Raw genomic sequence first — 22577 nt, 5'->3', positions numbered from 1 at the left:
ATAATGAAGAATAGGTCTTAGCTAAGAAACATTCATTTATACTTTTTTTGGCAGAACTGTGATGTCAATTATGGAAACTTGCATTATGTATAAATTTATAAAAAAACGACCAGATTAGGATGGCTAATTGTCTTGTTTTTTAGATACTTACCAGTTTTGTTTGTATGAAGTGCGAGGCAGTTTTCGCTGGCACAGACTTTGTTGATTGTTAGGTAAGTAAATTAAGCATTTACCTAAAATTTAAGTATGGCTGAGAAAAGTAATGATAAAGATCCCTGCTGGGAAAAGTACGAGCAGGTAGGAACGAAAACTAAAAAAGGTAAAAAAGTACCAAATTGCGTCCCAAAGAAGGATTCAGGTACGAAGAAAAAGTGATTAAAATATTAACCCCTGTGATATTTATCACAACGATTAATATTTTAATCACTTACTTAGGAATTACTTTTCTATCATTTTGTACACGCGTGCATAGTCTACTTCCATCACCGCAGGGAAAACTGTTGGATCTACGCCATCTTTTCCACCCCAGTTTCCTCCTACAGCAACATTCAGCAGGATATGGAATTTTTTATCAAAAGGCCATGATGAAAAGCCTTTTCCATCATTTATAAAATTGAATATTTCCTGATCATCAATATATCCTCTAACGGCATAAGGGGTCCAATCTAATCGATAAATATGAAAGTCTGACATTGCTGTTGGTATCACTTTAGCATCACCCTTTTGCGTTCCAATCGCACCATTGTATGCATCTGTATGAACAGTGATATGTACATTATTAGGGTCATAACCGACATGTTCCATAATGTCAATTTCTCCGGATTTGGGCCAGTCGCCATAAGCGAAATCTGTTGGCAACATCCAGATGGCTGGCCATGTCCCTTTGCCTGCTGGTAGTTTAGCTTTAAATACAAACCTGCCATATAAAAAATCAGCTTTTCCTTTTGATACCATCCGGGCAGAAGTGTATTCCTTTCCATTAAATGATTCTTTTACGGCGTTTATCTTTAATGTACCGTTTGAAACTTCAGCGTTTTTTACTGAGTTGGTATAGTACTCCAGTTCATTATTTCCCCATCCGCTACCGCCAATATCATAGCCCCATTTAGTAGGATCCGGCTGGCCTGATGTTTCAAATTCATCTGCCCATAAAGGCGTGGTTTCAAATGTCCAATTTTTATCAACAGGTGTTTGAGAAGGTTTTTCAGGTAAGGGTTTAACTTCTGCCTTATTTGAACATGAAGTACTAATAAATAGAAAGCAATTTAACATGGTTATTAGAGACATACCTTTAGGGTTATTTGGTTTTAGAACAGGTTTCATTTTATTCAGGTTGTGCTAATTTATAGTATTAGCATCGTTAGAGCGTTTATAATTTGAGTGCAAATATAAATACTCTACAAACGGAACCGGATTTGACCGCTACAACAATACCTGAACTGGAATCTTAATTATGGATAAACAGTGAAAATTTGGTACTACATTACTACTACCCCTTAAGAATCATGTTGTATATTTGACTTAATAAATGCTGTTTTTATTAACCAATAAACCTATTAAGCATTTGGGATTTTAATTTATTGTTGCAATTAAGTAAGTTGCACATATTCTGTTTTTATTCTAATAACTAATTCAAACTATCAATCTTAAAATTAGTTCTGTATAATTTTACATGAGGTGTATCTATCTAATCATTGTTCTGTTTTCCTTTTCAAAGCTGTACGCTCAGAATCCTATAGGGATTCCACAAATAAATACTTATAGTAATCTGGATTATAAAGGGGGTACACAGAACTGGGATATCGACCAGGACAAGAATGGGATTCTGTACTTTGCAAATAATGAAGGCTTATTAAGTTTTGATGGAAGGCATTGGAAATTGTATGCTTTGCCACACCGCACCATAGTAAGATCTGTTAAAATAGATGCTGCTGGTAAAATATTTGTCGGTGCTCAGGATGAGTTGGGGTACTTCTTTCCTGATCAAAGCGGATCGCTTAAATTCCATTCTTTAAAAAACCGGATACCTGCTAAAGATCGTCAGTTTTCGGATGTTTGGGAGATCGTGATTATAATGGATGAGGTGTTCTTCCGTACGACAAATAAGCTGTTTCATTTAAAGGATGGGTTAATTAAAGTGTATAAACCTGAAAGTTCCTGGCAATTCATTGGTAAGGTTAATGGGAAGCTTTATGCGCAGGATATGAAAAAAGGCTTGATTGTTTTTGAAAATAACAGCTGGCAGCCAACCGTATTCAAAGCAAATCCCATCCATGATTACATTACATCTATCTTAAATTATAGTACTGATACACTTCTGGTGACTACTTTGAAAAGTGGATTATATTTGATGGGCAAAAACTTTTTTATTCGAAAGGAGAGTCTTTATAATCAAACCTTTAAAAATAACCGTCTTTACAAAGCGATTACCGTTAACAACAATTTGTTTGCAGTTGCTACGTCTTCTGCGGGTTGTTATATCATGGATAAAAAAGGAGGAATTATACAGCAATTTTCATCAATAGAAGGCTTGTACAAAAATAATTTAAGAAGCATTTTCATGGATAAAAACCGCAATCTGTGGTTAGGACTTGATGATGGTATCAACTTTATTGCGTTTAATAATGCTATTAAATATATCTATCCGGATAAGGAAAAACAAACCAGTAGTTATTGTTCATTAATATTTAATAATTCCTTGTACGTAGGTACATCTAATGGTTTGTTTTACAATAGTTTACAAGTAAATAATAAGGACTTAAGTTTCTCCAGGCAGGATTTTAAACAAGTTGCAAATACCACAGGCCAGGTGTGGAACATGAGCGAAGTAAATAATAAACTACTCCTTGGTCATGAGGATGGTGCTTTTGTGATTGAAAACAACAACGCAAAACAGTTATATGGATCTCCCGGAACCTGGCTATTTGAACCGCTATCAACCAGTGGCCCTTCCTCAAGTATAATAGCAGGAACCTACACCGGTTTACAATCTATTGATTTCAGTAATAACCAGTTTATTAATAAAGGTCAGGTTAAGGGCCTTAATGAACCTTTGCGTTTTCTTATCGCCGACAAAGGTGTATTATGGGCCTCGCATCCTTATAGAGGCGTTTACAGAATGAAATTATCTTCCGGCAGGAAGAGGATAACCGAGACTAAATTGTTTACAGATAAAGATGGATTACCATCATCTTTAGGAAATTACGTAGCAAAGATTAAAAATAGAATTGTAATAGCAACAACAAAGGGTATTTATGAATTCAATGATAAAACGCAGCGGTTTGCTCCATCCACCTTTCTTGGTCTTATTTTTAAAGATAATGTTTATCATTATCTGAAGGAAGACAAAGTGGGTAACATTTGGTTTGTCAGCTACAAGAGGGCAGGTGTTGTTGACTTTAAAAAGCCTTCTGGAAATAAGAAATACACCATCGTCTTCTTTCCTGAATTAAATGCACAGGTACTAGCAGGTTTTGAAAATATATATCCATTTGATGAAGAGAATGTATTTATTGGAGCTACCCGTGGGCTGATACATATCAACTATAAAAAGTACATCCAGAATATAAAGCCTATAAATGTTACCCTTTCGCTGATTAAGGTTTCAGGTAGGAAAGACAGCATCATTTATGGAGGTTATTTTTTAGCGGATAATAAAATACAGTCGCAGCAAAATGCTAAAGAGAGTGTAGAATTGACGCATGAAAATAATTCGCTGCATCTCGAATACTCCTCTGCCTTATATGAGCAGCAAAATATTATAGAGTTTAGTTATCAACTGAGTGGGTTTGATCGTGATTGGTCGGAATGGAACTCTAAAAGCGAAAAAGATTACACCAATCTTCCGCGAGGTAACTACATTTTTAAGGTGAAGGCCAGGAATAATCTGGGTAACGAATCCAAGACTGTTACTTATAGCTTTTCTATATTACCTGCCTGGTATGAATCTTATTGGATCTATCTATGTTATTTTTTGGTTGTAATAGGAATATTCAACTTGTTAAGCCAATGGCAGAAAAGGAAACATGCTAAGGAACAAGAGTATCTTAAATACCAGTATCAGGTTAAAATTGAGCGGAATGAAAATGAAATAGTCAGGTTGAAAAATGAAAAGCTGGAGGCAGAGGTGAACTTTAAAAACAAAGAATTGGCCACGACAAGTATGCACCTTATCCAGAATAATAAATTGATATCAAAAATTAAGGAGGAATTAGCCCCTCTTTTAAAGGATGAGGAAAATGGTGCGGAGGAACTTAAAAAAGCAATTCGCCTATTGAATGAAGCGGAAAAAAGTACTGCTGATTGGGAACAGTTTGCCATACATTTTGATCATGTTCATTCAAATTTCATCAGTAAATTAAAAGCCAGGTTCCCTAACCTGAGTTCAAATGACTTAAAACTTTGTGCCTACCTGAAGATAAATTTATCGTCAAAGGAGATGGCTCAGTTAATGAGCATCACGATCCGTGCTGTTGAAGTGAGCCGGTATAGGTTGAGAAAGAAGTTGCAGATTTCCTCCGATACCAATTTATTCGACTATCTCTTACAGGTTACCAGCCAGGATTGAGCTGTTGAATTAATATTTCACCCTGTTATTTTGTTGATTTATTTGATTAATTGGTGATGATATTTATGTAATAGTGTGCATGTTTCGTTTGATGATAACACTTCTAGCACAACCTCTATAAATCATTCCTTTTTTTAAAATTTCGATATAGATTTACATACCAGTTAGAAACAGTAGGTGGTTGTTAAGTAAAAAATAGAATTTATGTTCAAATTTTATATGTATTGTTCGTTGAGCTTAATTTTATTAAGTTCATGTTCGCCTAGAAGGAATCTGGTTTATTTTAGTGATCTAACTGGAAAATCAGGAGAAAGTCAGGTAATTACTAACGATATAGAGCCTAAAATTCAAACCAATGATTTATTGAGTATAACGATTAATACATTAAGTACTGAATCAAATGTTTTGTTTGCTGTAAATTCGAATAACATGAATAAAAACGGTTATTCTGAGAAAGAAGGATTTCGTGTTAATAAACTAGGCAATGTAAACTTGCCGGTTGCAGGGAACATTCACCTTCAGGGATTAACGATTGAGGAAGCACAGCAAACGGTGATAAAAAGTTTGAATAACTATGTCAAAGATCCAATTGTAAATATTCAGTTCCTGAACTTTAGAGTAACGGTAATCGGAGAGGTGAATCATCCTTCGACTTTTACCATGACCAATGAGAAGATGAATGTTTTAGAGGCTCTGGGTATGGCGGGTGATATGACTGCTTACGGTAAAAGAGAAAATGTTTTATTAGTCAGAGAGATTGAGGGTAAACGTACAATTATTCGCATGAACCTAAACAAGGGTGATATTCTTAATTCACCCTACTTCTACTTGAAACAGAATGATATCGTATATGTAGAGCCGGATAAAGCAAAAGCAATAGATATTAGTCCTAATAATCGCCTTATGCCGCTTGTTATAGCGACTATTTCTGCAGTAGCGGTATTGGCGACCACTTTTCTTAATCGATAAACAAACAATAAGTAAATAGTTGACACCGTGGCTTTAATCAATCAAAAACAACAACAAGCTTATCAAGTAAAAAATAATTTACTTGAAACTTCAATGAGGTATCTTAAAAACTGGTACGTTTTTGTTTTATGTATAGGTATGAGCTTAGGAGCCGCTTACGCTTATCTGGCTTATTCTACACCGCAATATAAAGTTAGTAGTACTTTGTTGATACAGGACGATGTAAAAGGTGATGCAGGGGGCAAAGGAACTGCATTCAGTGATCTTAATATGTTTCATATATCTAAAACAGTGGATAATGAAATGGAGGTTTTACGTTCAAGGGACTTGATTTTTAATGTACTTAAAAGCTTGTCTATGGATATCCATTATATGGTAGAAGGGAAAATAAAGGATAAGGAATTATATGGCAAATCATTGCCGGTTCGCGTTGTGGTATATAAGTTGAATCCTGGCGCTTATGCTCAAATTCTGAAACTGGTTATTAAAGACAACTCTAGTTTTACTCTTGAAAGTAAAGGGAGAAGAGTGCTTTACAGATTTGATCAACTTATAAAAACGAATGATTACCTGGTTAAAATAGAAAAGGGTCCTTCTTTCAGTGCTAATTTTTCACCAGTGATTATTCAGTTTAAGGATTTGTATAGAATGGCCGAAGCATATAGCCTTTCCGGGCTTACCGTGTTGCCTATTGCCAAGGATGCAAATACGATTGTGCTAAGTCTCCTGGATCCGATTCCTCAAAGAGGGGTAGATATTCTGAACAAGCTGATTGAGAATTATAACAGGGAGAATGTGAATACTAAAAATATCATGGCGGGTAATACGATCCGCTTCATTGATAACAGGTTGAAGTATCTCACTAATGACTTGTCGGTAGTAGAAGGTGATGTAGAAAAGTATAAAAGGTTGAATAGGGTAACTGATATTAATGCCGATGCGCAAATAAATCTTCAGAATTCGGGTAATTACGACCAGCAGCTTTCAACATCGAGTGTTCAATTGAATTTAATAAGGTCTCTGGAAAGGTATCTTGGTCAGGCTGATGGAAGGTATCAGTTGGTACCTAGTACTCTTGGTTTAAAGGATCAGACATTGAGTAATTTGATTGACAAGTATAACGATCTTCAAGTGGAAAGACAGCGTTTGATGCGTTACAACCGGCCTAATAATCCACTTGTTTTAAACATTAACGACCAGTTGGCCGGACTTAAAAGTAATATAAAAGAAAACTTAAAAAATGTACGAAGAGGCCTGACATTAGAGCGCAATAGTTTACAGTCTAAATCTTCTCAATATGAGTCAGTTATCAGGAACGTTCCTGGTATTGAAAGGGGCTTACAGGAGCGAAGCAGAGAACAAAGTGTAAAGGTGAGTTTATATCAGTACTTATTACAGAAAAGAGAAGAAACGGCATTGTCTTTATCTTCAACGATACCTACCTCTCAAATTATAGACCGGCCAGCATACAATACTGCTCCCGCTAAACCTAAAACAACATTAATTTACATCTGCTCTCTTTTAGGCGGATTTTTATTGCCCTTCTCCATTCTATATGTGAAGGATAAATTGAATACAAAAGTGCAGGACATAAGTGATGTGGAGCTCTCTTTTGGAACGCGGATTCTCGGGGAATTGAGTCATAATGAAGAACGTAAGACTAGTATTGTCGTTCAAAAAGGTAGCCGTACTACGATATCCGAATTGTTCCGCTACATCAGGTCAAACCTGGGATTAATGAATGATACTGTTCAGAATCAGGTACTGCTGATTACTTCAGGAATGAAAGGGGAAGGGAAGACTTTCTTTTGTATCAATCTGGGTATCACGTTAGCAATGGTAGACAAAAAGGTGGTCATTTTGGAATTTGATCTTCGTAAGCCTGATTTATTAAAGGATATGAATATTAAACAGGAAAAGGGATTGACTGATTACCTGATTGATCCTGATATAGAGCTGAATCAAGTAATTAAACCTTCTAATATTGCTCCTAACCTATATGTAATAGGATGTGGAACGCTACCCGATAATCCATCTGAATTACTTATGAGTTACAAGATTGGACTTCTGTTTGAAAAATTAAGAAAAGAGTTTGATTATATTATTGTGGATACTTCACCTGTTGGGCAGGTAGCGGATGCCTTTAGCATTGCGCCATATACGGATGCCGGCATTTATCTGATCAGATATAACTATACAGAAAAAATGCAATTGGGGATTCTAGAGGATATTTCTGAAAACAAAAAACTCAAGAATTTAATGCTTGTGTTTAATGATGCCAAGAAGGAAAACCGTAAAGCATATGTATATGGAGGGTATGGGTTACAGGAAATGAAAGCTTAAATTTTATATAATTTGTTGTTCTATACAGTTTTAAATATTTAACCAATTTACAATATAATAAACCAGTCAAATATATTAAATACATCAAATCTACTCTACAATTGATATCGAATTGATCTTAAAAGATTAATGAAGGTGTGTTATAAACCAATGTGTTCTGATTTTATAAAAAATCAAATTTCTAAAGCTTTATTTAAAAGCATTTCAAAAGCAATCATGGGAGTGAGTTAGCGAAGCTATGTTTGCCTTACAGAGAAATTTAAATCCTACCTATTCAATCATTTTATGGAAACCCGAACATTTTTAGACACTGAAATCAAACGGAAATGGTTTGTGATTTACACCCGTGCGCGATGGGAAAAGAAAGTGGATCAGCTGTTGAAACAGCAAGGCATCGATTCTTTTTGCCCTTTAAGAACGGTTAAGAGTCAATGGTCAGACAGGACAAAAATGGTAGAATTACCCCTGTTCAGTTCCTATGTATTCGTGCATGTCAATTTGAAAGAGGAGTTGGCTGTACGACAAACTTATGGGGTACTCAATTTTATTTATTACATGGGTAAGCCTGCGATAATCCGGGATAAGGAGGTCAATAAAATCAAAGAACTACTGATGACACATCCTGATGCAGAAGTAGTAAGTTATAATACTGTTTCAGTAGGAGACAAAGTACTGTTAAAACAAGGAATATTCAGTAATCATGAGGGCAAGGTGATTAAGATTTGCGGCAAAACAGTACTCATGTTATTCGATAATCTGGAATGTGCTATGGTTACCAGAATCTCCGTTTCAGATCTTTGTCTGGTTCCTGCATGTTAAAAATAGATTTACCTAAGAAATAATAAGTTCATACTGCACCTCTTCCAATAATTATGACACGTTTAAAAGAATTGGATGTTTTGAGAGGTTTTGCCGCTCTGAATGTGGTGTTATTTCATTATACAAGCCGGTTCAGGGAAATTTATGGACACAATTATCCGGTTAAGTACGACTGGATCTATGGCCATTATGGTGTTGAACTCTTTTTTGTAATTAGCGGATTTGTTATTTACATGACTTTGCAAAAGGTGAACAATGTGAAAGAGTTTGCGTTTAAGCGATTTACCCGATTATACCCTACCTATTGGATTTGTTTACTCATTACCCTCTCTATCATTTCTTTATGGAAGCAGCCTGGAAAAGAAGGCTTTACGGTTTATGAAATAATAATGAATTTGAGTATGATTCAGGGCGTATTTGAAGTGCGAAATATAGATGGAGCCTATTGGTCACTTTTACCAGAATTGTTTTTCTATACGGCCATGGCCTTTATCTATTATTTGGGCTGGCTTCCTAAAGTTAAAGTACTTGCCTTAACATGGCTTTTATTGATGTTGTTAAATCGACAGGGTCTATTTCCTTTTGGCGCTTATTTCTTAAATTTTAAATATGGTATGTTCTTTCTTGCTGGAATATTGTTTTATAACCTGAAATTCAATAATGGAGGATTTACTGATCATTTACTAATCGCCGCTTGTTTAGGTACTGGGATCTGGATACATCAAAGTGCTGGATGTATTTATGCATTTACCGGTATTTTCTTCCTCTTTTATTTGTTCGTTTATAATAAGCTAAAGGTTTTGAATATTAGGCCACTCGTATTCCTGGGGTATGTTTCTTATCCGCTGTATCTGCTTCATCAAAATATTGGTTTCATCTTGATGAAGACGTTGAAACTATATATTTCAAATGAGTTTGTGGTGATCTTTTTGTGTGTTGTCATACTGATTGGAATTGCTTGGCTGGTGGCAAGATACCTGGAAAAACCTATCCTATACTTTTTAAGAAATCTGCAATATTCTAGGAAACAGTATCCTGATAAAGTAGTAGAATCCCTAATTCAATAATCCCGATTAGTTAAGCTTTATGAGCAGTTTAAGGAAAACAACAGTCTCAGGATTGGTATGGACTTTTAGTCAGCAGTTTGGAGTTCAGCTAATTAGTTTTGGTATTACGATCATTCTTGCCAGACTATTAGCACCATCAGAATTTGGTTTAATTGCGATGCTAACCGTTTTTATGGCGGCAGGAAGTGTTTTAGTGGATGGTGGTCTTTCTTCCTCTTTAATCCGGTCTGATGCAGTTACTCAACGAGATTACTCAACCGTGTTCTTCTTCAACTTAGGAGGAAGTATAGTCATTTATGCCTTGGTTTATTCACTGGCACCCTATATTGCACACTTTTATAAACAGGAAATCTTGATATCTGTGATTAGGGTATATGCAATCGTATTTGTTATGAATGCATTTTATGAAATTCAAAACGCCAGGCTAACGAAGGCTATGAATTTTAAAATCCAAACAATCATACAAATTCCTGCTGTTTTGGCCGGCGGACTATTAGGTGTTATAATGGCCATGCAGGGTTATGGCGTTTGGAGCTTGGTATGGATGAATATCCTGCAATCTTTTTTGATTACTGTTTTTCATTGGGTACTATCGGGTTGGCGACCCTCGCTGATCTTCGATAAGTCAAGCTTTAAGACTCATTTCAACTTTGGCTATAAAATGACTTTATCCGGCCTTCTTGAAATTCTATACAAGAATATATATGTGCTTATTATAGGTAAGAACTATTCGGCTACACAACTGGGTTATTATTCCCGGGCAGATTCACTTAGCCAGCTCCCTACAGGTAATATAGCTACTGCGATGAACAAAGTAACCTATCCCATGTTTGCATCCATCTCACAGGATAACATCAGGTTAAAGGTGGTATATAAAAAACTGATGCAGCAAGTGATCTTTTGGAATGCAGCATGTCTGGTTTTGTTATATGTAATTGCGGAGCCCCTTTTCAGGTTCCTTATTACCGACAGATGGTTGCCGGCAGTGCCTTATTTTAAAATCCTGTGTATTGCTGGAATACTTTATCCGCTCCATGCTTATAATCTTAATATTCTGAAGGTAAAGGGCAGGAGTGACCTTCTTTTAAAATTGGAGGGTATTAAAAAAACGATCAGTATAGCAGGTATTTTTTGTGTGATACCCTTTGGAATCTATGGCTTACTTTATTTTCAGCTTTTATTCAACGTAGTGGCTTGTTACATCAATTCTTTTTACAGTGGTAAAATGATTAATTATCCGGTTAAGGAACAGCTTAAAGATATTCTTCCAACCTTAATTCTGTCAGCCGCTACCGGTATTGTATGTCATTTTTTAGATATTTTTCTACAACATAATTTACATCTTCCTGATCTGGGAAGACTCCTTATTGACTCATTTACCTTCTTTACTGTTTACCTGGGCTTTAGTCACCTGGCCCAACTTGATGCTATATACGATTTTAAACAACTAATCTTAAGAAGATGATACCAGTTACAAAACCCTTTCTTCCTAAAGTAAAAGAATACGATGATTATGTAAATAGCATTTGGGAACGTCAATGGCTCACCAATAATGGCCCATTGGTCAATGAATTGGAGCTAAAATTGAAGGAGTACCTCGATGTGAAACATTTACTCTATGTGTCGAATGGTACGATGGCTCTTCAGCTAGCGATAAAAGCCCTGGGATTGACTGGTGAGATTATCACCACTCCATTTTCTTTTGTAGCGACTACCAGCAGTATAGTGTGGCAGGGATGCAAACCGGTCTTTACTGATATAGATCCGGAGACTTTTAATATTGATCCTCGAAAAATAGAAGAAGCGATTACACCGGAAACATCCGCTATAGTGGCTACTCATGTATTTGGTAATCCATGTGATATTGATGCTATCCAAGCTATAGCATCAAGGCATAATCTAAAAGTGATTTATGATGCGGCGCATTGTTTTGGTACCAAGTATAAGAACAGGTCGGTGTATGAATATGGAGATATCAGTACCACTAGTTTTCATGCTACCAAGTTGTTTCATAGTATAGAAGGGGGGGCTGTGTTTACTCAATGTCCTGAGTTATTAAGGAAAATGGCTTTTATGCGAAATTTCGGACATAATGGGCCTAACGAGTTTACAGAGTTAGGCATCAATGCTAAAAATTCAGAGTTCCATGCTGCTATGGGTCTATGTAACTTAAAACATGTGGATGAAATATTGGAAAAAAGGAAAAAGCTGTCTTCGTATTATTGGCAAAAGTTACAATATCTGCAGGCAAAGTATCCCCGACTTAATAAGGATCAGGATTACAACTATGCCTATTTTCCGGTACTTTTTGATTCAAAGGAGCTGATGCAGCAGTGTTTAACCGCTTTAGAGGGAGAAAAGATTTATTGCCGCCGCTATTTCTATCCTTCATTGGCATCTTTACCTTATGTGAATTATACTTTTTTGCCTGTTTGTGAGTCTGTTGTGGAAAGGATCCTCTGTTTGCCTCTTTATCATACACTAACGTTTTCTGACCTGGATCTGATTACAAGAATAATACTAAGGGTTCAAAATTATTTACCTGATCAAACTTTGAAGGAAGAAGTTCCGATCGCTATTGCACAAGAGATAGTCAGAATGATGGATACTGTAAACGGAAAAGTTTAATGAATACGGTGACCCTTTTGTTGTCGTAAAGAAAATAAAATGAAGAATTTTGAAATAATGATGAGTATATGTTGTATCTCATATAATCATGAAAAATACATCAAACAAGCATTAGATAGTTTTCTAATGCAAACTACCAATTTTAAGTTTGAAATAATAATTGGTGAAGATTGCTCTACCGACCAGACCAGAGCGATTATAGAATCTTATTCCCGCAGATATCCTGATGTAATTCATCTTTTAGTTAGCGATAGCAATGTAGGAGCAATAAAAAACCAGGTGAGGGTAATTAATAAAGCAAAAGGGAAATATATTGCGATGTGTGATGGGGATGATTATTGGAGTGATCCATTGAAGTTACAAAAACAGGTCGATTTTATGGAGAGCCATCCCCAACATGTTATTTGCTGCCATTATACCAAAGTGATAGATGAGCAAGGGAAGCTTGTTTACATAAATAAAAAACCGGAAGTACTGGAGTTTTCTTTTGATGATGTTTTACTGGGGAAAAAGGAAGAAACAAGAATCTGTTCCCTGGTAGTTAGGAATAATGGATGGGTTAAACAAATTGGTGCTGAAGATTGGTATTATAAAACATTTGGAACTGACACACTTTTTAAACTGTATATCATGGCCTGGACAAATGGAAAGATCTACGTATTACCTGATGTGATGGCTGTGTATCGTTTACATCGGGGAGGTATATGGAGCCTGATAGATGGGAAAGTTAGAAAGGGCAGAATGATCAGTGACTTTAATGTAATAATCAACAACTTTCGTTATTCATCCATATCTAAAAAGGAGTTGCTAAAAATGTACATATCCCGGTATCTGCTATTTGATATGAGGAATTTAAATATTTCTAAGGCATACCATACATTGACCAAGCTAATCTAGTATAATAGATTCTTGATTTTAATCCTCAAAAGTAAAAATGAAAGGCAAGCTGTTTTTTGTGATCAATACGTTACAAGGTGGTGGAGCAGAGCGTGTGGTAAGTACTCTTGCAGGTTATTTACAGCAACGTAATTATGCTGTTCATATCATTTGCCTCAACTATGCTGAATCATCCTATACAATCCCTCAGGAAATTAAAGTCATTTATTTAATAGATCGAAGGGCAAACAGTGTGTTTTACAGGTTGTATTATGCGGCACTTACTGGTTGTAAATTAGTAAACCTTTTAATTACTGAAAAACCAATAATTGTGATTTCTTTCATGACCAGTGCTAATCTGTGGACAGGAATTACCTGCCTTTTGACACGCACTCCTTATATTGTATCAGAACGAACAACTCCTGATCATACGCTTAACCAATTTGGAAGTTTTCTTAAATGGATCACTTTTGTCATTTACAGTAAGGCTAAAGCTGTAGTGCTTCCTTCCAGAGGGATTGCATTGGCATTGAAAAAGATTAAAGCATTTCAGCATCTTATTAATTTAGTAGTCATAAAAAATCCGGTTACTATTTTTACCTCTTTTTCTAATCAAAGAGTTCATTCCTCAAAATTTATATTAGGGGTCGGCCGATTATCATACGAAAAAGGCTTTGACCAGTTAATTGAGGCTTATGCAAGTATAAAGTCAACCGATACCGATTTGCTGATCGCTGGGGAAGGGATAGAATTAGAAGCGCTTCGGAAACAAGTTGATTCGCTTCAATTAGGTTCCAGCGTGCAATTGATAGGTTCAAAGACAAATCTACAAGATTATTATCATCAGGCAGAAGTGTTTGTCCTTCCTTCAAGAGAAGAAGGTTATCCGAATGCTTTGATTGAAGCGATGAGTATAGGTTGCCCCAGTATCGCAATGGACTGTGAATTTGGCCCATCAGAAATTATCAATCATGGCAAGAACGGTTTGTTGATTCAAAATAAGAGTATAAAAAAAATGTCAGAATCTATTTTTAAGGTACTATCTGACCCTGTTCTGAAAGCTAAATTAGCTGTTAATGCCCGATTAATTAATCAAACCAATGCGCTGGATGTTATTTCCGCTAAATGGGAAAAAATAATCGAGGATCTATAATTATAATTAAATGCAAATTTTTCTAATCTGTTTAAAACTTGTATAGCAGATTGGTTTTCTTCAACTATTTGATTTTAATATCAAGTTACCGAGAGAATACTGATCATGAGTACAGTATCAAGTATTGTGGAATTTACAAAAATCAACCCTATGAATATTCCCTTTTCTCCACCATTTATTGATCAATCCGTGATTGATCAGGTAGTTGATACGCTCCATTCAAAATGGATCACATCGGGCCCTAAAGTTAAGGCCTTAGAAATAGAAATTATGAATTTGACCGGTTCTAAGGCAGCGGTATGTGTAAATTCCTGGACTTCAGGAGCAATCATGATGTTAAAATGGTTTGGTGTGAAAGAAGGAGATGAGGTAATTGTTCCTGCTTATTCTTATTGTGCGACTGCTTTATGCGTTTTGAATTGCGGAGCAACACCTGTAATGGTGGATGTACTGGACGATTTTACAATAGATCCCAAAAAGATAAGAAAAGCCATAACAAGTAAAACGAAGGCAATTTTAGCTGTCGATATTGCAGGTTGGCCTTGTCACTATGATAGTATCAATAAACTGATTAGAGACCCTGATATTAATAAACTATTCGTTCCGGAGTCTGAAAAACAAGCAGCTATGGGCAGAATAATATTGATTGCTGATGCTGCTCATTCCATTGGAGCTACCTATAAAGGCGTTCCTTCTGCTCAAAAAAGTGATATTGCTATTTTTTCTTTCCATGCCGTGAAAAATATTACAACTGCTGAGGGTGGATGCATCTGTCTGAATCTTCCTGTAATCTTTAATAATAAAGAGGAGTATAATTTTTTAAAGATCTTTTCGCTCAACGGACAAAATAGAGACGCCTTTGCTAAAGCAATGGGTGCCAGCTGGAGATACGATATTTTGTTTAAAGGGCTAAAGATCAATATGCCTGACATTTGTGCGGCAGTGGGGCTCGCTCAGATTAGGCAATATCCAACACTTTTATTGCCGCTCCGGAAAAAAATTGCCATGAAGTATTGCCGCTTGTTTAGCATGTTTCCCTGGTTTATTCCTCCTGCATTGAAAGATCGGAGTAGAGAATCCTCTTATCATTTGTTTCCCTTACGGGTTAAAGGTATTACCGAAGCCGAAAGGGATCAAATTATCGACTTCTTATTAAGTAAAGGCATAGTAGTTAATGTGCATTTTATCCCAATGCCCATGCTTACTTACTTTAAAAGCATTGGATATGATATTGAACATTATCCGAATAGCTACAAGCAATATTCCTGCGAAATATCACTGCCCATATATCCACAATTAACGGATGTGGAGGTTGATTATATCATAGAAAATACGATAGAAGCAGTTCAATTGCACACGGTGAATAGTGATTTAATACAAATTGCATCTTAATTAAAAGTCATGAGTAGTAAAAGGATTTTTGATGTACTGGTATCGTTGTTAGGAATCATATTGCTGATCCCTTTATTTTTGCTGGTATCGATCTGTATCATGATAAATTCAAAGGGAGGAGTCCTGTACCGTCAAACCAGAATTGGACGCAATAGTGCCGCTTTCAGCTTATTAAAATTCAGGACTATGCGAATAGGTGCTGATCAGACAGGAGAGTTGACAATCGGATTTCGTGATAGTAGAATTACCCCATGCGGTTATTTTTTAAGAAAATATAAGATTGATGAACTGCCCCAATTATTTAATATTTTAACCGGAGAAATGAGCTTTGTAGGACCCAGACCTGAGGTGAGCAAATATGTAAACTTATATAATTTACAGCAACAACGGGTATTAAGTGTGAAGCCGGGAATCACAGACTGGGCCTCTATTACATATATAAATGAAAATCAATTATTAGCAACATCTGCAAATCCTGAAACCTTCTATATTGAACAGGTGATACCTGATAAGATTAAACAGAATTTAAAATATGTTGACCATCATAATCTATGGATAGATATGAAGATCATTCTGTTAACTATAAAGAATATTGTGTTTAACCGCTAATTGTTTATAAATTTCTATTGTACCGAACTGTTTTATGAAAAAGATTAAAATATTAGATTGGCCAGCCCAGCGGTTTTACTGTGAAACACATCCATTTTATCGTTGGAAAGAACAACTTATGGAAAGAGGATATGAGGTTAAATGCTACCATAATCACTTACATAAAGAGTTGAAAGAAGCTGATTATTTAATTTTACATTCCCGTTATTTTAATCCTGGATGGCAAAGTGTTCATGATCGGAATCAGCAAAACGAAGAAGAGCTGATTGCCTATCTTCTTCAAATGAAAAAGGCGAATGGAAAGCTGATTTGGTTTGATGCTGCAGACTCTTCCGGCTCAAGTGATTTTCCAATTATTCCCTTTGTCGATGTTTTTTTGAAAAAACAAATTCTAAAAGACAAAGAATATTATGCAGGCGCTCCTATGAATAATAATTTGAGAGTATGGATCGATAATGATGAGTTTGGCACTTCATCCTTTCAGCCATGTCCTGTAAACCAGCTGCATAAAATAAAACTGGGATGGAATTTAGGGTTGAATGACTACCGTTATTTTGGTTACAAGATGAGTAGGTTAAGTAACTATTTAAATTACAGCTTATACCCGATTAAGTTTAGTCAGGTCGCTGAAACCAGACCTTTGGATTTAACCTTTAGAGGCACTATTCACTATGAAAAAAGCGGACCGGACAGGGTATCTGAACAACGAAACAAAGTGATGTCCTATCTTAAAAATGCAAGCATGAACGTGGCAAGCGGACCGGTAATACCCAAAAAAAGCTATTGGAAAGAGTTAAGGAACTCGAAGTTATGCATTAGTCCTTTTGGATGGGGAGAAGTTTGTTATCGTGACTTTGAATCGTTTATTTCAGGAGCATTGCTCATTAAACCATCTATGGATCATTTGATTACTTACCCGGATATGTACGTTCCTAATGAAACTTATATTCCTGTCAAATGGAATCTGGATGATTTACCAGAAAAATTGGAGCATATTAAAAATAATTTTTTAGACTACAAACACATTGCTATCCATGGGCAAGAAAGGTATAAAAAAGTGGTAAACGATCCCGAAACATTTATTAATACGCTGTTAAGTGCTATTAATTGAACCCCTTAATTAGGGGTGCTTCTGTTTATATTGACTTATTAATATTGTAATGAAACTATTGGTTATACTCATGATTTTTTATCTGTATGCATTAACATACGGAGTTTTTATGACTGATATTTTTAGAATACCAGCCCCTTTACTGTTTTGCTTTCCCCTAATCGTTTTGTACAAAGAAAAAAGTGATCATTTTTACTATTGGAAAGAACTGCTTGTTTTAATTGCTTCGGTTTTTTGCTACTATATCATAGGGTTATCTGACTTTAGAACTTTTATTGCAACCTTTATCAGCATGGTTATTTGTGTTTGCTATTTTAATTATTTTGTAAATACAAACAGAAGTCGGTTTAATTATTCCATACTCATCTTTTACCTGCTTCTGGCATTCTCTGCTGTAGTCATGGTTCTGAATCATTTTTATGCGCAGATGAATAGTGTTAGGGAGTTGATTATGAATGAAATGGTGTTACAAAGTCCTTCCGGTATTGCCATTTCACAATTTACTTTTGGATATCAACTAGCCGCTTTAGTATCATTTGCCGTGATCTATACAATCGTATTCCATCAACCATTCTATATCAAGATTTTAGTGTTTTTAACTTGCCTGCTATTTATTTATTTAGGCATGCAACGCTCTGTATTCATCACTTTTGCTTGCTCTATTTTACTTTTTTCGTTGCTGTATTATCGGTACAAAGCTATTTTTATCATAGGGATCGCTATTTGTACCAGTCTTCTGTTTTATAATTATGTATTGAAAGACAGTTCGGATAATAACAATAATATCCTGAGTAAAAATGAGAAGAATGATCCTGAGTTTAACCGTTCCGGACTTGTTGCAGAGAACCTCAACATTTACGCAGATTATCCCTTAGGCTTGGTGTTTTATGGTAAAAGTTGGGGTGACGTAATTTATAGAAACCGAGTATTTTCATCTGGTATTACCTCACACAATGCCTACCTGATGTTTTTTACTTACCTGGGACCTTTCTTGGGATTAGGATTATTATTAGCCGTATACAGCAAAATTGTGCGAATAGGTATTGCTGCTTTAAAGGAAATCAGGCTAAAGGAAAATGCGATGCTCATTTGTTTATGCTTTTCATTTTTAGCGATTTCAATTAATGCGCTATCTCATAATGCCTGGCTGATCAGCGCAGATGGACCTACTTTATTTTTGTACATCAGTATTCTTCATCTGAATAAGGCTAAAGATGTAGAAAAGGAGCATGCTAAATTGGAAATTTAAATCTTAATATATGCTATTTTCATTTGTTATACCAACCTATAATCGAGCTTTGAAAGTAAGCAGGGCAATTGATAGTATCTTGAATCAACCCGAATGGGCGCTAACATCTGAAATCGTGATAGTGGATGATGGTTCTACCGATGATACAGAAACATTACTTCAGAAATATATTTTAAATAACCAGTTACGCTTAATTAAACACCCTTCTAACCGGGGAGTTGCAAGCGCAAAAAATACAGGTATTTTAAATGCAAAGCATGAATATGTGGTCTTATTGGATTCAGATGATCTATTGGAAGTTAATGGACTAAAATATTTAAACAAATTGATTTTGAATAACAGGTATGATGTCGTTTTTTGTGGCACCAAGGTGTTGAAAAATAATGCTTTGATGTATGATCCTGCCTTTTGGGGCATTAAGTCCTATACCGATATGCTTGTTAATCCTGTTGGCGAATACTTGCCGGTATGCAAAACGCAATTGATGCAAAAGAATTTACTTCGAAACCTGAGGGGTTATGAAAGTATCACCTGGCTAAGCATGGCAAAGGTGGGATGTAAGATCTATTATGATACGGAGCCCCTTGTGCTTGTTGATGATCAGGGCGACGACCGTATTTCCGTTCGTTTAAGCGGCATGAAAAATTCGGCACAAATGAGTGAAGGATATGCTTTGTATTTGAAAGAATTTGGAGCAGATCTTAAACGACTTAATTACATGCTTTACCTGAAAATCAATTTCAAAATGATTTGTTATTCCTTAATGCGCTTTTACTTCGAAAAGAAAAACCAAAATTAAAATAGAAGAATTCAAATTCTAATGAAAAAAAAGGTGTTTTTTATAGTAAGCCATTTAAGAGCAGGAGGATCTGAAAGAGTATTCTGGCTTTTGTCCCAATATTTAGATAAGTCATTTTATGAGGTAAGTTTGGTACTGCTAGACTCCAGAAATTCCTTTTTTTCAGCTGATATTGATGGCGTTAATGTCATCAATCTGAATTCAATCCGTGCATCCAATTCATTTTTTAAACTCCGTAGTTTAATAAAGGCAGTACGACCTTATGCCATTTTTACGACAGGAGGTCATATTAATACATTGCTTTCTTTTGTTTCTCTTTTTGCACCCGTTCCTGTACTTATTGGCCGTGAATCAAATGTGATGAATATGACGGCTAAACTTGGGGGACCAAAAGAGAAATTTTGGGACCTCTTTGTTCGGCTTACCTATTTTAGGTTTAAAGTTGCTGTTTGCCAGTCGAATGAAATTCACGATGCAATGGCCAATTTGTATCATATTCCTATGCATAAATTGGTGGTTATTCCGAATCCTGTCCTGTTAACAAGCCTCCAGAAAGTGGAAAAAGTACGAGCAGGTAAAAAGCTTATTCTAGTTGCCCGGTTGGCTATAGAAAAAGGAATAATCAGACTGCTGCATATTATAAAAAAACTACCTGTTGATTATACACTTACGATAGCTGGTGAAGGCCCCATGAAAGAAGCCATTAAAAAAGAGATCAGTTTACTTCAACTCGGAGAGCGGGTGCATGTGGTAGGCCTGATACCAGATATTTTAAATACGATCGTTAATCATGACCTCATGGTATTAACCTCTTTAACAGAAGGCTTCCCCAATGTGGTACTTGAATCTTTATCAGTAGGTATCCCTGTTGTAGCTTTTCGGGTAAGTGGCATTTCCGAAATGCTTCGCAACGATTTTAACGGGTATATCATCAACCAGGATGATATGGATTGTTTTGCATCTCACGTTGTTAAAGCCTGCAATAGAAAATGGGATTCTTTATCTATTAAGGAAGATGTGAACAACCGTTTTGGAGTTGAAAAAGTAGTTAAACAATATGAAAAATTGTTACTGTAAAGACACGTTTTGTCAAAATTGTCATCTTTTAAAATAAAATCATATAAGTGTATGTGTGGTATCTACGGTTCTACAATTAAGTATAGCGATGAAATAATACGGGCAAAATTGTCTCTGGCAAATCATAGGGGGCCCGATTATTCTGCATTTGAGCATATAGGGGAGGTTACATTGGGTCATAACAGACTTGCAATACTAGATTTGGATTCACGTTCAAATCAACCTTTTACTTATTTGCACCTTAAAATAGTATTTAATGGGGAGATCTATAATTACTTGTCTCTAAAAGCGAAGCTTGAAAAGAAGGGTTATAACTTCAGCACCACATCAGATACTGAAGTCATCTGTGCGGCTTACCTTGAATATGGTGATGAATGTGTGAATAGTTTTAATGGCATGTTCTCCTTTGTGATTTACGACATCAGGAAAAACAAACTTTTCGGAGCAAGGGACCGATTAGGTAAAAAGCCTTTTTATTATTGTCACACTGGTTATTCATTTGAATTTGCCAGCCAGTCATCTCAACTTAAAATTGAAAGGAATTTTACGTTAGATCAGCAGGCGGTTAATGAATACTTTTTTTGGGGATATATCCCCGAACCCCGATCTATCTGGCAAGAGGTGAATCAACTTTCAGCAGGAACCCGATTTACATATCAACTTAGTTCAGGCTCTTTAAATATTGAAAAATATTGGGATCTCGATTACAATAGGACGAACAAATTTACGGGGGGGTATATGGAGGCAAAGCGTACCCTTAAAGAATTGTTACAGGATGCCGTTGCGATTCGAATGCATGCAGATGTCCCATTGGGAGTTTTTCTTTCGGGAGGTATAGACTCTTCTCTGATTGCAGCTCTTGCATCGAGGAAAGTAAATCATGTCAAAACGTTTTCCATTAAATTTAATGAAAAGGGTTTTGATGAAAGTTCATACGCGCGCCTGGTTGCTTCCTATCTTCGAACTGAGCACCAAACCATCGAATGTAATTATAATGAAGGCATTGATCTGATTAATGATTTTTCTAAATATTACGATGAGCCATTTGCAGATTCAAGTGCCATTCCAACCATGTTGTTAAGTAAGTATACCCGTAAAAAGGTTACAGTAGCATTAAGTGGAGATGGTGGAGATGAAGCCTTTATCGGCTATTCGAGATATCGATGGATAAAATTAGTAAATAACCTGTTTAAATTACCTTTGCCCGTTCGTCAGTCTTTGGGATCAATAGTCAAACTTTCGCCCAATTATGTCCACAAGCTTATTGCCATGGGTATTTCTATAAAGGATATTGAAGTGCTCTATATCAGGATGTTTGGTGGTATGGAAAATTCATGGATTGCAGAACCGGACAAAGGAATGGGAAATCCATTCCGATCTATTTTTGATGATAAATCAAAAAACCTGTTAGAGACATTATCCGATTTTGACATTAAGACGTATTTAAACGGTGATATTAACACAAAAGTTGATCGGGCATCTATGGCATTTTCTCTGGAGTCCAGGGCACCTTTAATGGATTATCGGATCATAGAATTTACCCGTAGTTTGCCAACTCATTTTAAATATTACCAGGGAAACCAAAAACGTATTTTGAAAGATGTACTGTACGAATACTTACCTCCCGATCTGTTTAAGAGACCAAAGGCAGGGTTTACAATGCCCTTTAAAGAATGGTTCAGAAAGGAACTTAAGGAGTATGTTATGGATAACTTATCTAAACAGGAACTGGAAAAGATCCCCGGGATTAATGTGAAAAGAACGCAGGAAATTATTCAGGAGCACATGACTGGTAAGTGGAACCGTTACCCTCAAATCTGGAAGATCCTCGTGTTTTCTCAATGGCTTAAAAAGCAAGTTAGCAGTCCTGTTTTTGAAACTCACAAATAAAAGCCATTGCATTATTAAAAATACGTGT

General features: G+C 35.9%; 18 protein-coding genes. 17 read left to right on the top strand and 1 reads right to left on the bottom strand.

Annotated elements, in window-relative coordinates; genetic code table 11:
- The first annotated feature begins 246 nt into the window (after window positions 1-246).
- Entirely contained in the window at window positions 247-375 is a 129-nt protein-coding gene (locus BFL47_RS20375) for a hypothetical protein (protein ID WP_262482892.1), read from the top strand.
- Between the two features lie 63 nt (window positions 376-438).
- Here the strand turns inward: BFL47_RS20375 and BFL47_RS13380 are convergent, their stop codons facing one another.
- Window positions 439-1287, bottom strand: a complete 849-nt coding sequence (locus BFL47_RS13380) for a glycoside hydrolase family 16 protein (RefSeq protein WP_069660318.1) — start codon at window positions 1285-1287, stop codon at window positions 439-441.
- Window positions 1288-1672: 385 nt separating this feature from the next.
- Between BFL47_RS13380 and BFL47_RS13375 the strand changes: the two genes are divergently transcribed.
- From BFL47_RS13375 to asnB, 16 genes are all read left to right on the top strand, one after another.
- A complete protein-coding gene (locus BFL47_RS13375; RefSeq protein ID WP_069660299.1) occupies window positions 1673-4567 on the top strand; it encodes a triple tyrosine motif-containing protein in 2895 nt (964 codons plus the stop codon).
- A 204-nt stretch (window positions 4568-4771) separates the two neighbouring features.
- Entirely contained in the window at window positions 4772-5536 is a 765-nt protein-coding gene (locus BFL47_RS13370) for a polysaccharide biosynthesis/export family protein (RefSeq protein ID WP_069660298.1), read from the top strand.
- 93 nt (window positions 5537-5629) lie between these two features.
- Window positions 5630-7879 (top strand): GumC family protein, encoded by a 2250-nt coding sequence (locus tag BFL47_RS13365; protein WP_245681374.1) that lies wholly within the window; start codon window positions 5630-5632, stop codon window positions 7877-7879.
- Window positions 7880-8164: 285 nt separating this feature from the next.
- Complete coding sequence (locus BFL47_RS13360; protein ID WP_069660297.1) at window positions 8165-8698, top strand: UpxY family transcription antiterminator; 534 nt, start codon at window positions 8165-8167, stop codon at window positions 8696-8698.
- A gap of 53 nt (window positions 8699-8751) precedes the next feature.
- Window positions 8752-9765, top strand: coding sequence for an acyltransferase family protein (locus BFL47_RS13355; RefSeq protein WP_069660296.1), 1014 nt, complete (start codon window positions 8752-8754; stop codon window positions 9763-9765).
- 19 nt (window positions 9766-9784) lie between these two features.
- Window positions 9785-11230 carry a lipopolysaccharide biosynthesis protein gene (locus BFL47_RS13350; RefSeq protein WP_069660295.1) on the top strand — a complete coding sequence of 482 codons (1446 nt, stop codon included), beginning with the start codon at window positions 9785-9787 and terminating at the stop codon, window positions 11228-11230.
- The gene (locus BFL47_RS13345; protein ID WP_069660294.1) at window positions 11227-12393 is read left to right on the top strand and encodes a DegT/DnrJ/EryC1/StrS family aminotransferase; all 1167 of its coding nucleotides are present in this window, start codon (window positions 11227-11229) and stop codon (window positions 12391-12393) included. Before BFL47_RS13350 ends, BFL47_RS13345 begins: the two co-directional genes overlap by 4 nt.
- Window positions 12394-12432: 39 nt before the next feature.
- Window positions 12433-13290 carry a glycosyltransferase gene (locus BFL47_RS13340; RefSeq protein ID WP_245681373.1) on the top strand — a complete coding sequence of 286 codons (858 nt, stop codon included), beginning with the start codon at window positions 12433-12435 and terminating at the stop codon, window positions 13288-13290.
- 37 nt (window positions 13291-13327) lie between these two features.
- Entirely contained in the window at window positions 13328-14422 is a 1095-nt protein-coding gene (locus BFL47_RS13335) for a glycosyltransferase (protein ID WP_069660293.1), read from the top strand.
- Window positions 14423-14527: 105 nt separating this feature from the next.
- The gene (locus BFL47_RS13330; RefSeq protein ID WP_245681372.1) at window positions 14528-15814 is read left to right on the top strand and encodes a DegT/DnrJ/EryC1/StrS family aminotransferase; all 1287 of its coding nucleotides are present in this window, start codon (window positions 14528-14530) and stop codon (window positions 15812-15814) included.
- Window positions 15815-15823: 9 nt separating this feature from the next.
- Window positions 15824-16423 (top strand): sugar transferase, encoded by a 600-nt coding sequence (locus BFL47_RS13325; RefSeq protein WP_069660292.1) that lies wholly within the window; start codon window positions 15824-15826, stop codon window positions 16421-16423.
- Between the two features lie 34 nt (window positions 16424-16457).
- On the top strand, window positions 16458-17534 hold the full coding sequence (locus tag BFL47_RS13320) for a hypothetical protein (RefSeq protein WP_069660291.1): 1077 nt from the start codon (window positions 16458-16460) through the stop codon (window positions 17532-17534).
- Between the two features lie 109 nt (window positions 17535-17643).
- Complete coding sequence (locus tag BFL47_RS13315) at window positions 17644-18783, top strand: hypothetical protein (RefSeq protein ID WP_245681371.1); 1140 nt, start codon at window positions 17644-17646, stop codon at window positions 18781-18783.
- Between the two features lie 10 nt (window positions 18784-18793).
- Window positions 18794-19582: a glycosyltransferase family 2 protein gene (locus BFL47_RS13310; RefSeq protein ID WP_069660289.1), complete on the top strand. Its 789-nt coding sequence runs from the start codon at window positions 18794-18796 to the stop codon at window positions 19580-19582.
- A gap of 21 nt (window positions 19583-19603) precedes the next feature.
- Complete coding sequence (locus BFL47_RS13305) at window positions 19604-20659, top strand: glycosyltransferase (protein ID WP_069660288.1); 1056 nt, start codon at window positions 19604-19606, stop codon at window positions 20657-20659.
- Window positions 20660-20710: 51 nt separating this feature from the next.
- On the top strand, window positions 20711-22549 hold the full coding sequence (asnB, locus tag BFL47_RS13300) for an asparagine synthase (glutamine-hydrolyzing) (RefSeq protein WP_069660287.1): 1839 nt from the start codon (window positions 20711-20713) through the stop codon (window positions 22547-22549).
- Window positions 22550-22577 lie beyond the last annotated feature (28 nt).

Origin of the sequence: Arcticibacter eurypsychrophilus (assembly GCF_001730525.1) — a bacterium.
Taxonomy (GTDB): domain Bacteria; phylum Bacteroidota; class Bacteroidia; order Sphingobacteriales; family Sphingobacteriaceae; genus Arcticibacter; species Arcticibacter eurypsychrophilus.
Note: the sequence above shows the minus strand (reverse complement) of the source record. Positions and strands in the feature narration are given on the sequence as shown.

Bases quoted from the DNA above. Each gene is read 5' to 3' on its own strand.
- BFL47_RS20375 (WP_262482892.1), top strand. From the start codon at position 247: ATGGCTGAGAAAAGTAATGATAAAGATCCCTGCTGGGAAAAGTACGAG.
- BFL47_RS13380 (WP_069660318.1), bottom strand. From the start codon at position 1,287: ATGTCTCTAATAACCATGTTAAATTGCTTTCTATTTATTAGTACTTCA.
- BFL47_RS13375 (WP_069660299.1), top strand. From the start codon at position 1,673: ATGAGGTGTATCTATCTAATCATTGTTCTGTTTTCCTTTTCAAAGCTG.
- BFL47_RS13370 (WP_069660298.1), top strand. From the start codon at position 4,772: ATGTTCAAATTTTATATGTATTGTTCGTTGAGCTTAATTTTATTAAGT.
- BFL47_RS13365 (WP_245681374.1), top strand. From the start codon at position 5,630: ATGAGGTATCTTAAAAACTGGTACGTTTTTGTTTTATGTATAGGTATG.
- BFL47_RS13360 (WP_069660297.1), top strand. From the start codon at position 8,165: ATGGAAACCCGAACATTTTTAGACACTGAAATCAAACGGAAATGGTTT.
- BFL47_RS13355 (WP_069660296.1), top strand. From the start codon at position 8,752: ATGACACGTTTAAAAGAATTGGATGTTTTGAGAGGTTTTGCCGCTCTG.
- BFL47_RS13350 (WP_069660295.1), top strand. From the start codon at position 9,785: ATGAGCAGTTTAAGGAAAACAACAGTCTCAGGATTGGTATGGACTTTT.
- BFL47_RS13345 (WP_069660294.1), top strand. From the start codon at position 11,227: ATGATACCAGTTACAAAACCCTTTCTTCCTAAAGTAAAAGAATACGAT.
- BFL47_RS13340 (WP_245681373.1), top strand. From the start codon at position 12,433: ATGAAGAATTTTGAAATAATGATGAGTATATGTTGTATCTCATATAAT.
- BFL47_RS13335 (WP_069660293.1), top strand. From the start codon at position 13,328: ATGAAAGGCAAGCTGTTTTTTGTGATCAATACGTTACAAGGTGGTGGA.
- BFL47_RS13330 (WP_245681372.1), top strand. From the start codon at position 14,528: ATGAGTACAGTATCAAGTATTGTGGAATTTACAAAAATCAACCCTATG.
- BFL47_RS13325 (WP_069660292.1), top strand. From the start codon at position 15,824: ATGAGTAGTAAAAGGATTTTTGATGTACTGGTATCGTTGTTAGGAATC.
- BFL47_RS13320 (WP_069660291.1), top strand. From the start codon at position 16,458: ATGAAAAAGATTAAAATATTAGATTGGCCAGCCCAGCGGTTTTACTGT.
- BFL47_RS13315 (WP_245681371.1), top strand. From the start codon at position 17,644: ATGACTGATATTTTTAGAATACCAGCCCCTTTACTGTTTTGCTTTCCC.
- BFL47_RS13310 (WP_069660289.1), top strand. From the start codon at position 18,794: ATGCTATTTTCATTTGTTATACCAACCTATAATCGAGCTTTGAAAGTA.
- BFL47_RS13305 (WP_069660288.1), top strand. From the start codon at position 19,604: ATGAAAAAAAAGGTGTTTTTTATAGTAAGCCATTTAAGAGCAGGAGGA.
- asnB (WP_069660287.1), top strand. From the start codon at position 20,711: ATGTGTGGTATCTACGGTTCTACAATTAAGTATAGCGATGAAATAATA.